This window comes from Rhodothermales bacterium (assembly GCA_034439735.1).
Lineage (GTDB): Bacteria > Bacteroidota > Rhodothermia > Rhodothermales > JAHQVL01 > JAWKNW01.
The window spans coordinates 1-13,234 of the sequence record JAWXAX010000148.1 but is presented as its reverse complement, the minus strand read 5'-3'; the positions used below and the strand labels follow the sequence as shown (position 1 = coordinate 13,234).

The window sequence follows — 13,234 nt, the reverse complement described above, 5'->3', positions numbered from 1 at the left end:
CTTTAAAAAAGACCACCGCCCGCGCCTGATCCCCGACGCCTTCCATCGACAGGACCTTGCCTTCGCCGAACTGTTCGTGCTCCACCACCACGCCCGGGACGATGCGTCCCCCCTCGGTTTCGTCGTACACGACTCGGCGATCGCCGGATTTGGCCGGCTTCGGCTTGGGCTTCGGGGTCGTGAGGCTCTCGCGGTAATAATGTGGATCCAGCCGCTCGTAGGCGATGGAGCGCTTTTCGGTGACCTGGAACCGGTTAGGCTTCTGTTCGAGCGTCTCGCCGGCCTCGGTGAGCAGCACGCTGGCGTCCACCTCTTCCAGAAACCGACTCCGGATACTCGACGTCGTCTCGCCAAACCGGAACCGGCTCCGCGCGAACGACAGAAACAGGTGCGCCTTGGCGCGGGTCGCGCCGACATAAAACAGCCGGCGCTCTTCCTCCAGCTCCTTCCGCTCCTGCGAGGCATTCGCCAGCGGAAACAGGCCCTCCTCCAGGCCGGCGACAAAAACCACTTCGAATTCGAGTCCCTTCGACGCATGCAGCGTCATCAGCGTCACCCGCTCGTCGCGGCTGTCGGTCGCGTCTTGGTCGGTAAACAGCGACACCTGCTGCAAGAATGAACTGAGCGACGCCGCATCCCGCTCCTGCGCGGTGAATTCGGCGATGGCGTTGATGAGCTCCTGAACGTTTTCCCATCGGACCAGCCCTTCCTGGGTACCTTCGTCGCGCAGGTCGGCCAGGATGCCGGTTTCCTTGATCAGGTCGCGCGCGACGGCGTCCGCCGGCTCGGTGAATGCCCGCTGCATGTAGGGCTTGACCATGTCCCGAAACGCCCCGACCAGCGTCTGGGTCCGCGTCGTCAGGCCTACTTCCGTCAGCCGTTCCAGCGCCTCCCAGGCGGAAATCCCCTGACGCTCGGCAAATGCAAACAACTCGTCCTGGGTCTTCGCTCCGATGCCGCGCACAGGGTAATTGATCACCCGCCGGAGGCTCGCCACGTCGTTCGGGTTGACGGCCAGCCGCAAGTAGGCCAGCACGTCTTTGATCTCTCGTCGCTGGTAAAACGACGTGCCCCCAACCACCCGGTATGGGATGCCGCCGCGGCGGAGCGCATCTTCGAGCGAACGGCTCTGCGCGTTCGTCCGGTATAGGACCGCAAAATCCGTGTGCCTGTAGCCGGCGCGTACGCCCAGGTCGCGGATGCGTCGCTCGATCTTCTGCGCCTCGTCCTTCTCCGACACCGCCTCCATCAACACGATGGGCGTGCCGTCTCCGTTCTCCGTCCAGAGCGTCTTTTCGAGCTGGTCCTTGTTATGGCCGATGATCGAGTCCGCCAGGCGCAGGATACGCTTCGACGAGCGGTAACTCTGTTCGAGCCGGATGGTGGACGCGTTCGGATAGTCGCGCTGAAACGATAGGATATTGCCGATGTCCGCCCCACGAAACGCGTAGATACTCTGCGCGTCGTCGCCAACGACGCAGATATTCCGATGCCGATCCGCCAGGGTTTTCGTCAGCAGGTACTGGGCGCGGTTCGTATCCTGATACTCATCGATGTGGATATACGTCCACCGGTTCTGGTACTTCTCCAGAATGTCCGCCCGGAGCCGAAACAGCTCGATGGGTTTGATCAGGAGATCGTCGAAGTCCATGGCGTTTGCCCGCTTCAGCGTCTCGACATAGGGTTTGTAGATGCGCGCGGCGAGGTCCTGCTGCGCCGTCGCCGCCAGCCGCTGGTACTCCTCGGGGCTGACCATATGGTTCTTGGCGCTCGAGATCAAGAACAACATCGAGCGCGGGCTGAACTGGCGCGTGTCCATGTTCAGCGAACCCATCAGCTCCCGGATGATCCGTTCGGCGTCCTCGGTGTCGTAGATCGAGAAGTCCCGCGTATACCCCAGCGCCTCGGCCTCTACCCGCATCATGCGCGCGAAGATCGAGTGGAACGTCCCCATCCACATCCCGCCGGCCAACTCGGGGCCTACAAGCTTCTCCACCCGATCTTTCATCTCCCGCGCCGCCTTGTTGGTGAACGTGAGCGAGAGGATCTGATAGGGCCGCGCCTTGTTGAGGGCGAGCAGATAGGCGATGCGGTGCGTGAGCGTGCGGGTCTTCCCCGACCCCGGGCCGGCCACGATCATCACCGGCCCGTCCGTCGCCCGAACCGCTTCCTGCTGCCGCTCGTTGAGTCCCTGGAGAATCTGGTCTGCCTGGATCGACGGCGCCGGCGTTGCCTCGGCGTCGAATTCCAATCGAAATTGCCGCATGAATCGGTGACCACAAATGGTTAAAGCGAAGGGACTGCAAGATACCGAAAAACGTGCAAGGTTCAATGCGCGCGGATCATTGTAGATGATTTGAAGGTGAGCATCCTGCATCGCGTTTCCTGCATCCCTATCGCCGATCCCACCCATGACGAATCGCCTCCGCCTCGCCAGCCTGCTCCTGCTTCTCGCCGGCCCGGCGGGCGCCCAGAACGCGGCATTCGACGCCCTCCCCGTGCCGGCGCCGACCGCCTACCGCTCGGCCTCGGGCGCGCCCGGCGAACACTACTGGCAACAGCGGGCCGACTACCGGATCGAGGCCGTGCTCGACCCTGTCACTCATCGCATCGAGGGGACCGTCACCATCCTCTACACCAACAACAGCCCCCACGCGCTCGACTATCTCTGGCTCCACCTCGACCAGAATCTCTTCGCCCCGAACAGCCGGGGCGCGCGACTGCACGGGGCGGACTCCCGATGGCGCGGGGCCTTCGAGGGCGGCGGGATGACCGTCGACGCCGTCACGGTCTCGATCAACGGCGAACTCGCGGCCATCGAACCGGAAATCGATGACACCCGCCTCCGCATCCCTCTCCAGACCCCCCTGCTCCCGGGCGGCGCGGTCGCGGAGGTATCCATGGATTTCGCCTTCGTAGTCCCCGAACACGGAGCCGACCGCATGGGACGGCTCGATGTCGAACAAGGCCCCCTCTACCAGATCGCCCAATGGTACCCCCGCATGGCCGTCTACGACGACGTGGAGGGATGGAACGCCATGCCGTACCTGGGCCAGGGAGAATTCTACCTGGAATACGGCGATTTCGACGTGTCGCTGACAGCCCCGAGCGACTTCCTTGTTGTCGCCACCGGCGAGTTGGCCAACCCGGAAGAGGTCTACACGGATGAACAGCGCCGGCGCCTCGAACGAGCCATGACGAGCGACGAAACGATTGCGATCGTCGAACCCGGCGAGGTGGGTCGGCGGGAAAGCCGCCCCGGAGGCGAAGGCCTCCTCACCTGGCGCTTCCTGGCCTCGAACGTACGCGACTTCGCCTGGGCGGCGTCGCCGGCTTTTATCCTCGACGCCGCCAGCTACAACGGCATCCTCCTCCTCTCCGCCTATCCCCGAGAAGGCCTGGGCACCACCCGCGCCCCCGGCTGGGAACGCGCCACCGACTACCTCCGCCACGCGCTCAAGCACCACGCTGAGACCTGGCATCCCTACCCTTACCCGACGGCCATCACTGTCGCCGGCCGCGTCCGCGGCATGGAATATCCGATGGTGATCTTCTGCGCCCTCGACGACCGCGGACAGGAGCTCTACGGCGTCACCGACCACGAGATCGCCCACACCTGGTTTCCCATGCTCGTCGGCTCCGACGAACGCCGCTACGGCTGGATGGACGAAGGCTTCGCGACGTTCATCACCTACTTCACCAACCGCGCCATGTACGGCGACGCCGCCGAACGCCTCGCCTGGGCGTCGCCGGAGTACGTCGCCGACCAGATGCGCGCCCCCCTCGCCGCCCAACCTTCCATGATGCCCGCCGACCACATCCAGCGCGAAGCGGTCGGCTTCCTGTCCTACCGCAAGCCGGCCTTCGGTCTGTTGCTCCTCCGGGAATACATCCTCGGGCCGGACCGCTTCGACGCCGCGTTTCGCACCTACATCGCGCGCTGGGCCTACCGCCATCCCCAGCCGGCCGACTTCTTCCGGACGATCGAGGACGCCACGGGAGAGGACCTCACCTGGTTCTGGCGGGGCTGGTTCTACGGTTCAGCCGCGTTCAACCCCTCCCTCGAACCCACCGAGGCCGCCGGCCGGCAAAGCCCGCCCACCTTCGCCATCCACCAACCGAACGGCGTCCTCCTCCCTATCGATGTTCGCTTCGAATATGTGGACGGCACCTCCGAAACGATGCGTCTCTCCGTCGACGGGTATGCGCAACAGGACTACATCGTTGTCGTCGCCCGAGCCGCCGAGCTCCGCTCGGTCCACATCGATCCGGACCACCTCCTGCCAGATGTAGATCGTTCGGACAACCAGTGGCCTCGCTAAAAGAGCTGGAGATCTCTTCGGCCTGTCTGCGTTCCGCTTCACTTTATCTCGGGAAATCCTATCTTGGGCCGGCTTCAGCGATCACCCTACCCTCGGCCCCATGACCACGCTCGTTTTTGTCCTCCGCGGTTTGTTTGGAATCGCGGTACTTGTCGGCATCGCGTACGCCTGCTCGTCGAATCGCCGGCAAGTAAACTGGCGTCTGGTCGGGGTAGGCATCTTGCTCCAACTCGGATTTGCGCTCGTGGTGCTGAAAACAGCCCCCGGCCGAGCGTTATTCGAATTCGTCGGAAGCGTCTTCGCGCGCGTCCTCAGTTTCACGTCTGAAGGCTCGCGCTTCATCTTCGGCCCGCTCGGCATCGCTCCGGGCCAGGACGGCTCCATTGGCTACATCTTCGCGTTTCAAGTGCTGCCCACGATCATCTTCTTCGGCGCGCTGATGGGCATGTTGTATTATCTAAAACTCGTCCAACCCGTCGTGCGCGGTATCGGCGTCTTTATGGCACGGACGATGAAGATCTCCGGCGCCGAGTCGCTGGCGACCGCTGCGAACGTGTTTATCGGTCAGACGGAAGCCCCACTGGTCATTCGCCCCTACATACAGGCCATGACGCGGAGCGAGCTCATGACACTCATGACCGGGGGGATGGCCACGATCGCCGGCGGCGTGCTGGCCTCCTACATCCTGTTTCTGGGGGGAGATGACCCCGCCCAGCAGGCTTTTTTCGCGGGGCACCTCCTCTCGGCTTCGATCATGAGCGCGCCGGCAGCCATTGTGATGGCCAAAATCATGGTGCCTGAAACCGAAGCACCCTCCACGACAGGACACATAGAGATGGAAGTGCCCGTCCAGGGCTCCAACGTCCTCGAAGCCACGGCCGACGGCGCAGCGGAAGGCCTCAAGCTGGCGCTCAACGTCGCGGCCATGCTGTTGGCCTTTATCGCGCTCCTCGCGATGCTAAACTACCTATTGGGCCTGGCTGGCCGGCCGGTTCTATTCGGGTGGGAGGCCTACGATCTGAACGCGGTCATCGCTTCATGGACCAACGACCGCTTCACGGCGCTGTCCCTCCAGTCGATCTTTGCGTTTATCTTTGCCCCTATCGCCTGGGCGATGGGTGTGCCGACTAATGAAGTGCTGCTCTTTGGTTCGTTGCTGGGTGAAAAAATCGCGGTGAACGAGTTTATCGCCTACCTGTCCCTCGGCAACCTGAAAGCTGTCTTGAGCGAGCGTACAACGATCATTGCCGCCTACGCGCTCTGCGGATTCGCCAACTTCTCGTCGATCGCCATCCAGATAGGCGGCATCGGGGGCATTGCACCGGAGCGCCGTAGCGATGTGGCGAAGCTGGGCATTCAGGCGGTCATCGGAGGCGCGCTGGCGTCGTGGATGACGGCCACCATCGCCGGCATGCTCATCGGGTGAGCGGAGGGGTTCAGCCTTCCGAGGTAGAGTTACTGAAGGAGATGCGAAAGCGCGCCCAGGCCGGCACGGGTTGCCAGTCCTTCTTCACCATGAGATACGCCGGCAGCCATCGCATGCGTGTCGTCGCCTCCATCGCGATCTGGTCGAGCACGGGGTGAACCCCTTCGATCAACTCCACGGAGAACGGCGTCCCCTCGGCGTCTAGCCGCACCTGGAGCACGACGGCACCTCCTATTCCCTGTTCGCGCAGACTATCCGGATACACCACTGGGACGTCGGTGCCCAGCTCGAGACGGGCGCGGGGTTCGCGGAAGAACCGGGCGAGGTGTTTGTATGCCCTACGCTTAAACGTCTCCACGTCCTGCACCGGGTCGTTCGTAAACGTCACTCCGGGCAACATCGGCTTGATTTCGGCCTCGAAGAGCGAGTCGACAATCACGGGTTCGTTGCGAAACAGCCGGATCAGGCTGCGCTTCACGGCCCGCTCGAACTGCGACCGGTCGTTGCGGCGCAGCGCCGCCATCTCGCCAGGCGCCAGGAAAACCACATCCTCGTCGGTCAACGCCATGTCGTCGAGCGTTTCCATCCTCGGATAGAACCCGCTCGTATCCTGGCCGGCCAGCCACCAGCGTTCACCGACGCCCTCCCAGCCTGCGGGCGGGCCATACTCGATGCCGGAGTCCGTCGTACAGCCGGCGTACAGGAACAGCGCGATCAACACCACCAGAGGGGTACGTACCGGGAGATACTTCATGGATATACGAAGGCCTCGAAGGCAACACAGTGCACGTGGGACACCTAGAAGACCCTCGGACGGGCTGAAGGTTGCCTTCGCCTCAATCGACGTATCAGGGTAGATTACTTTCAGAAAGCGCATTGGCCAGCCGCACAAAATACTGTCGGCGATCCATCGCCACCACGCGCACCTCGCTCCCCGCCGCGATAAACTCTCCTTCGGTCCGCACTTCGATACGCCGGCCGTCGATCTCGACGATGCCCGTGGGGCGAAGTGGCGTAACCGCCACACCCTTCTGCCCGAGCACCCGCGACCGGTCCTCGCTTTCCCGCGCGATCAGCTGATCATCCCGACGCAGGCTCGTCGCCAGAATAAACCGATCCCACGCGCCCGTCTGCCATAGCCAATAAAATAACCCTCCGATCACAACCGAGGAGCCCACAAAAGCAACCGCGCCCCCACCGATCCCATATTCGACGAACGTATGGCCAACCGCAAAGAGAATGAACAACATCCCGATGATTCCAACCACATTAAAGCCTGGCACCAGGTAGACCTCAACCAGGATCAGGCTGATGCCAATGGCGACCAGAGCTATGGGGATCAGGAATTCCAATGGGGTTCGGATTTGGTGGCGCGTGTGGAGGTCGGGGGGTGTGTACGGGCTACGCACGGGATGTTTCACGGCCATCGCCGACCGCCGCGACCTGCTGTACCTCGACGCGGCTGCCACGCACACTGACCACGCGCACGGCGCTGCCGGCTAGAATGTACTCGCCCGAAGTCACAACATCCACACGTCGGGTCTGCTCTCCAACCAAAAGCTCAATCATGCCCGATGGACGCAGCGGCGTGAGCGCGCGCCCCGTGGCCCCGAGCCACTCTTCATGGGTATCGGCCGATGTATAGCCATCGGCGCTGGAGAGCTCTGGGGCAAGCACAAGCCTGTTGAACCGTTGAGACTGTGGGAGGAATCGACCGACCGAAAAAATCAACACCACCAGAAGCACCATCGTCACGGCCATAGTCGCGATGGCGGACGTGAGCGACGTCGCATCCGGGAAAGAAAAGCCGACATTGCCTACAAGCGCCGCAAACAACGAACCCACCACCAGAATGAGGCCGGCGATCCCGGCCACTCCGAAGCCGGGTAGGACAAAGATCTCCGCCACCAACAGCACTACCCCGATGCCAAACAGGACGATCTCCCAGCTCTCGACGAGGCCCAGCATGTAACTCGGCGCAAAAAACAGCGCCGCACCGACGGCGGCCGCCAGCCCGGCAAACCCGATACCGGGCGATTGCAACTCGAAGTACAATCCGCCCATCATCATCAACATCAGAAGCGACTGCAATACCGGCGACCCCAGGAATCGGAGCACGCGCTCTGTCCGCGAGGCATGGTGGTTCACCGTCCGCTCCGCTTCTACCCCGAGTGCCGCCAGGACAGTGTCCAGGTTCTCCACCACCGCATCCGCCACGCCAAACTGCAGGGCTTCATTGGACGAGAGGGTGAGTAATTCGCCGGCCTTGGAGATCCCCTCGATAGCCAGCGAGTCATCCACCATGGCTTCTGCGATCCGTGGATCGCGGCCGTTGGCCTCAGCGGTCGCACGCATCAACCCGCGCATATAACTCTGGTATTTCTCCGCCGCCACGGCCCCCGTGCCCCCTTCAACCACCGTCGCCGCGCCGATGGACGCGCCAGGAGCCATCACGATCCGGTCTGCCGCATACGAAATCAGCGCGCCGGCCGACGCCGCATTTTTGTCGATATACGCGACCGTCGGAACCGAAGTCTCCAGGATCGTCTTGCGGATCTTGTCCGCCGCATCCACCAACCCTCCGAAGGTATCGATATGGTAGACGATCACGGATGCGTCTGCCGCTTCAGCTTCTGCCGTTGCACGCGCGATATAATTCGCCAGCGCGCTATCGATCATCTCCTCCACTGGTACCACAAACGCCGGCCCTGAACCCAGGGCCTCGGAGAAAATGGCGGGGGTAGATGGCTGGGCCTGCACCGGTGCCCGAAATCCCAGGGCGCCAAGCGCCGTCAGGGCCACAAAAAACCAATGCCGCATACCTTTCATGAGCGTTCCAGTCAGCTGAATGAATCTGCTATCAGGTACGCGGATGGGGCATGCTAAGATTCACCTCGACACCAGGATCCATACGCCAGGTTCTGGACGAGGGATTTGTGTCGGGACTCAATACTCGGTAATCACGGGCGTCCCTTCGTGTACGAGCGCCCACAACTCATCCATCTGCTCATTACGGATCGCAATACAGCCTTGCGTCCAATTTGTACCACCTCCGGTCCCGCTCCCATGGATCTCGATCCAACCGCCGAGCTGGGTATCCATGGGTGGAACATCCCCGCGTTGCTCGGCGCGGTGGATGGCATCGCGCTGTTCCTTCGAAATCAGCCCATCCCGGTACCCCCGCTCGGCGTCCTCCGCATTCGGGTAGTTGAGCACAAAGGCCTTGTAAAACTTACTGTTCGGATTTTTGGATACTACGAAAAAGGTACCCTCCGGCGTACGCCAGTCGTCGGGCGAACTCACATTCCCACGTCGAATCTTGTCCGAAACGACGTTGGCCCCGAAGTCGGCCGGCAACTTGCGCACAAGCTCGGTCCCGCGATACACGTAAACAGCCTTCCTCTGTTTCGAGACCCGGATCCAGGTATTCGAGATGGACGCGGTGGGTACGTACCCCTGTTCGCCCCCGCGTGTGCGGACCTTACTCCACGTAGGATTGCGTTCGAGCATCACCAATGGCTCACGGAAGGGCAGGGCGAGGTAAGCCTGCGCCGTGTTCGGGGCGTGATGCAGCATCTCGTCCCGCGCGATGGTGTAGTAGAGCCGTTTGGCGTCCGCGAACTCATCGTCCGCGACAAAACGTCCGGAGAGCGCGGTCGTAACCAGGATCAGCAGGTGGATCGTCGTCCAGATCATCATGGAAAATCCTAAGGCGGGCAGGGAGTTAGCAGAGGAAGTAAATCTAATACTCGACCTAAATCTAGGCGATGTACGCCCAAACGACAAGTAGGCGATGGAAAAACGCCCTATTTCGTTTCAAACCTGTCATTGTGCGTTACGCACGCCTCGTACGCCTCGACGACGCCGGCGATGCGCGGTGCGGTGATGCGTTGAACGACGGACTTCACCGCGTCGATGGCATTCTCTGGAGCAAATGAAGTACCAACAGCGGCCAGCGTCTCGATATCGCCTCCTGAATCGCCGATGTACGCGATGTCCGTGAGCGAAACGTTCAACTGCTCGGCCATCCAGGCCATCCCGATTCGTTTGCCGATCCCTTCGGGCAACACGTCGATCGAAACGCGGGTGTGGTGAACGGTCAACCGCGGGTGGTGACGTGCGACGCGTTCTTCTACGACGGGCAACCAGCGGATGATTTCCGCGGGGTCCGGACTGATCATCCCGGGCTGGGTGCGCTTCGCGAAATCGAACAACAGGGAAGTGCCAGGGATGCAGTGCGCTATCATCCAGCGACCGAGCGCCTCCACTTCCTCGCGGAGTTCATCCGAGAAAGACGGATGCCAGACCACCCGGGCCGAAATCGGGTCAAACATCCCTCCCCCGCTTTCAAAAATAACGGGCACCACCAGTCCAAGCGTCTGACTGAGGGCTTCCACATACGGAAACGGCCGGCCTGAACACAGGCTAAATGCGGGATATCGGCCGGACGAGCCAATGCGTCCGCCGGAACGGGCTAGTTTCGCGAGTCGGTTTATAGAGGGCAGGTGAAAGGCCTGATACGGCTCGCCCACGCACCCGTCTATATCGGACACAAAGAGCCGGACGGGGGTAGGTGCGTCAGCGGTCATGCAGGGGTCATCCGGCCGATTTGAGGACTTCGCTCAACTCGGCGAGCAGGGCGTCCGAAATACCCATCGAGCTGAATCCCCCGTCGTTGTACAGGTTCTGCATTGTTACCATTCGCGTCAGATCGCTCAATAGCGTAACCGTATAGTCGGCGCAGCTCTTTGCATCCGGATTGCCGAGTGGGGACATCCGCTCCGCGAACTCAAACAGGGCATCGAAGCCGGCGATGCCCGAGCCGGCGACGGTGCGCGTGGGGCCCTGGGAGATGGAATTGAGGCGGATGCCGCGTTTCCCGAGCCGATAGCCGAACGAGCGAACGATGCTCTCGAGCAGCGCCTTCGCATCGCCCATTTCCGAATACGACGAAAATACCCGCTGGGCCCCGATATACGTCAATGTCACGATGGAGGCCTTATCGGCCAGGGCCCCGGTCTCGAGGCTATGATGGATGCATCGGTGCAGGCTGATGGCCGAGATGTCCAGCGTTTTCTGGTACCACTCGTAGTTGAGGTCCTCGTACGGGCGATTTTTGCGCACATTGAGCCCCATCCCGATCGCATGTACGATAAAATCGATGCCGCCATACTGCGCTTTCGCCTGCTCGAACAGCGACTTGAGGTCCTCATCACTCGTCGCGTCCGCCCAGATGAGGGGGCTGCCGGTCTGTTCGGCCAGCTTGTCTACCGTCCCGATTCGTTTGGCAACCGGAGCATTCGAGAGGATAAACGTCCCTCCTTCTTCGTGAACGCGTTCAGCGATCGCCCAGGCGATGCTTCGTTCTTCAAGTGCGCCGAAGATGATCCCTTTTTTACCAGTGAGCAGGCCATAGCCTTTCTTTTCCATATCGACATCGAGGATTGATCGCGTGGGGTTGCTAACATCAAACTTAGGACGCCGGCGCCTGACATCCTACCCGGGCACAAGCCAGCCCCTTGAAATTCACCGTCAATCTAAATGCTGCCCGGCACAACATCCTGAACGCTCGTCAGGTACGTCAGCAGCTCCGCATGAATGCGCCCGTTGGACGCTGCCATCTGCCGATCGAACAGGCGGCCCGGCTCGTCGCGGTAGTTGGTAGCGCGCCCGCCCCCCTCGGCGACCAGCACCACCCCGGCGGCAAGATCCCAGGGCATGACACCGGTCTCCAGGAAGGCATCAAAACGGCCGCAGGCCACATATGCCAGATCGGTGGCCGACGAACCGGAGCGCCGAACCCCGCGCGAGTCGTGTAATAACCGGCCCAGGATATCGAAAAAAGCACGTGATTGATCAAACCGGGCATACGGGAAACCGGAAACGAGCAGGCTCTCGTTCACAGTAGCCCGCGTGCTAACGTTCGCCCGCCGACCGTTCAAATACAGGCCCTGCCCAGTCACCGCGGTAAATAGCTCGTCCCGCGATACTTCGTACACGACCCCCACCACGGGCATCCCGTCCACGACCAGGCCGATGCTGACCGCATAGGGCGAGACGCCGTGGGCGAAATTGGTGGTGCCGTCGACAGGATCTACGATCCAACGCCAGCCGGCTACCTGCCGTGCCGCTTCCTCGAAGTCCGTACCCTCCTCGCCCAACAGAGTCGAAGCCGGGAAGGCATCCAGCAAGCGACGCGTAATGAGGGCCTGCGACGCCACGTCGACCTCAGTGACAAGGTCGTGCGCGGCTTTCTCGCGAACCTGACCTTCTCGAAGCCGACCCGCACTGGCGGCAACGAGCCGGCCCGCTTCGAGGGCCGCCTGCGTGGCCACGTCGCAAGCCCGGCGGTATAATTCAGGGTCCGTGTGGGTACCGAGGGATGTGTTCACAGATTCTATTCGTTAGAAATGAAGCATTGACGTACGTTTGGGGGCCGGCGCGCAACCGTTGTTCGATCGCTCGGTTCAACGCGGCATCCTCACTACTTCGCGTATCAGGACGATGAAGCGACTCTTTACCCAGTCCGTTTGCCCACAGGCCGCGCTGGTGCTTGTATTGACCGCGGCTGCCGGCTGCGGAAGCGAGGCGACACCCCCGGGCCAGGCGGTATATGCCACCTACGGGAATCTATCCAACCAGGATAGGGCAGAACGGGATTCCGTACTGACGGCGTTTGCCTCAGCGGACACCGAACCGATCCGCCGCGCGTTTCAGCAACTGGCGCTGGCCGAGTTCACCCGCTACTTTCGAACGGAGCAACTGGATAAAAACGAGTACCTGGTCGCGTTTCGCGAACGAACCGTCCGGCACAGCGGCCTGCCCGGCTCCCGGCGCTTCGACCTGGTGGAGGAGGACTCATCCGGGATGTTCGAATTCGGGTTCTTCGAGCAGTTCGTGTCCGCGAACGTCGAAACCCAGGACCCACGCGACCTCGCCGAATACCTCTTGCTGGCCGATCCGCCCTACCTGATGCCGCAAAACTACGAGGCGTATTTCTACAGGATGAAGCCGGACTCGCTTATGGGCGATGGCCTGGCCCGCGTGTTTGAAGTGCGTGCTCGCCCCGAATCGGGCGATGGAAAGAACATCCGACGCGTTCGCCTCTTTGTCGATTCCGCGTCGAACGCGCTGGTGGCAATCCAACTCGATCGCATCGATCTGGCGCTCTTTTTCCGGGAAGAGAGTCGCTTTTTTGTGCATATTCAGAACACCGAGGCCGGCTGGGTACCCCTCACCACACGCTTCGAATCCCTCATCGTCATGCCCTTCCGCCCCCCACAACTCTTCCGAACCGTCGCCGCCTACTCCGACGTAAAACCGGTAGTCATTGAAGAGTGAAAAATGCAACGTGAAAAGTTGTCATTTTTCACGTTGCATTTTGCATTTTAATACTTCGGACAGTTTACAAAGGAGTGCGCTGCCGCGTGACAATTCAGGCCCCTCCCCGTATCAAGTACGGGGCAGGCTCTCGAATCGAGGAGGG

11 protein-coding genes are annotated in these 13,234 nt (G+C 61.6%); 3 read left to right on the top strand and 8 right to left on the bottom strand.

The window, feature by feature from the left end; genetic code table 11:
• Positions 1-2,266: UvrD-helicase domain-containing protein (locus tag SH809_11485; protein ID MDZ4700320.1), on the bottom strand; the 2,266-nt coding region annotated here is incomplete at its 3' end.
• A 145-nt stretch (positions 2,267-2,411) separates the two neighbouring features.
• Here SH809_11485 and SH809_11480 point away from each other — a divergent pair.
• Both SH809_11480 and SH809_11475 read left to right on the top strand, forming a co-directional pair.
• Positions 2,412-4,322 (top strand): M1 family aminopeptidase, encoded by a 1,911-nt coding sequence (locus tag SH809_11480; protein ID MDZ4700319.1) that lies wholly within the window; start codon positions 2,412-2,414, stop codon positions 4,320-4,322.
• Positions 4,323-4,422: 100 nt separating this feature from the next.
• The gene (locus tag SH809_11475; protein ID MDZ4700318.1) at positions 4,423-5,748 is read left to right on the top strand and encodes a nucleoside transporter C-terminal domain-containing protein; all 1,326 of its coding nucleotides are present in this window, start codon (positions 4,423-4,425) and stop codon (positions 5,746-5,748) included.
• 10 nt (positions 5,749-5,758) lie between these two features.
• Here the strand turns inward: SH809_11475 and SH809_11470 are convergent, their stop codons facing one another.
• The 7 genes from SH809_11470 to SH809_11440 all read right to left on the bottom strand — a co-directional run bounded on the left by SH809_11470 (position 5,759) and on the right by SH809_11440 (position 12,140).
• Positions 5,759-6,502 carry an energy transducer TonB gene (locus SH809_11470; protein MDZ4700317.1) on the bottom strand — a complete coding sequence of 248 codons (744 nt, stop codon included), beginning with the start codon at positions 6,500-6,502 and terminating at the stop codon, positions 5,759-5,761.
• A gap of 94 nt (positions 6,503-6,596) precedes the next feature.
• Positions 6,597-7,100 carry an NfeD family protein gene (locus tag SH809_11465; protein ID MDZ4700316.1) on the bottom strand — a complete coding sequence of 168 codons (504 nt, stop codon included), beginning with the start codon at positions 7,098-7,100 and terminating at the stop codon, positions 6,597-6,599.
• Between the two features lie 49 nt (positions 7,101-7,149).
• The gene (locus SH809_11460; GenBank protein MDZ4700315.1) at positions 7,150-8,568 is read right to left on the bottom strand and encodes an NfeD family protein; all 1,419 of its coding nucleotides are present in this window, start codon (positions 8,566-8,568) and stop codon (positions 7,150-7,152) included.
• 126 nt (positions 8,569-8,694) lie between these two features.
• Positions 8,695-9,447: a L,D-transpeptidase gene (locus SH809_11455; protein MDZ4700314.1), complete on the bottom strand. Its 753-nt coding sequence runs from the start codon at positions 9,445-9,447 to the stop codon at positions 8,695-8,697.
• A gap of 107 nt (positions 9,448-9,554) precedes the next feature.
• Complete coding sequence (locus tag SH809_11450; GenBank protein MDZ4700313.1) at positions 9,555-10,337, bottom strand: HAD family hydrolase; 783 nt, start codon at positions 10,335-10,337, stop codon at positions 9,555-9,557.
• A 7-nt stretch (positions 10,338-10,344) separates the two neighbouring features.
• Positions 10,345-11,178 (bottom strand): enoyl-ACP reductase, encoded by an 834-nt coding sequence (locus SH809_11445; protein MDZ4700312.1) that lies wholly within the window; start codon positions 11,176-11,178, stop codon positions 10,345-10,347.
• 107 nt (positions 11,179-11,285) lie between these two features.
• Positions 11,286-12,140 carry an inositol monophosphatase family protein gene (locus SH809_11440; GenBank protein ID MDZ4700311.1) on the bottom strand — a complete coding sequence of 285 codons (855 nt, stop codon included), beginning with the start codon at positions 12,138-12,140 and terminating at the stop codon, positions 11,286-11,288.
• Positions 12,141-12,252: 112 nt separating this feature from the next.
• Here SH809_11440 and SH809_11435 point away from each other — a divergent pair, with 112 nt between their 5' ends.
• Positions 12,253-13,089, top strand: coding sequence for a hypothetical protein (locus SH809_11435; protein ID MDZ4700310.1), 837 nt, complete (start codon positions 12,253-12,255; stop codon positions 13,087-13,089).
• Positions 13,090-13,234 lie beyond the last annotated feature (145 nt).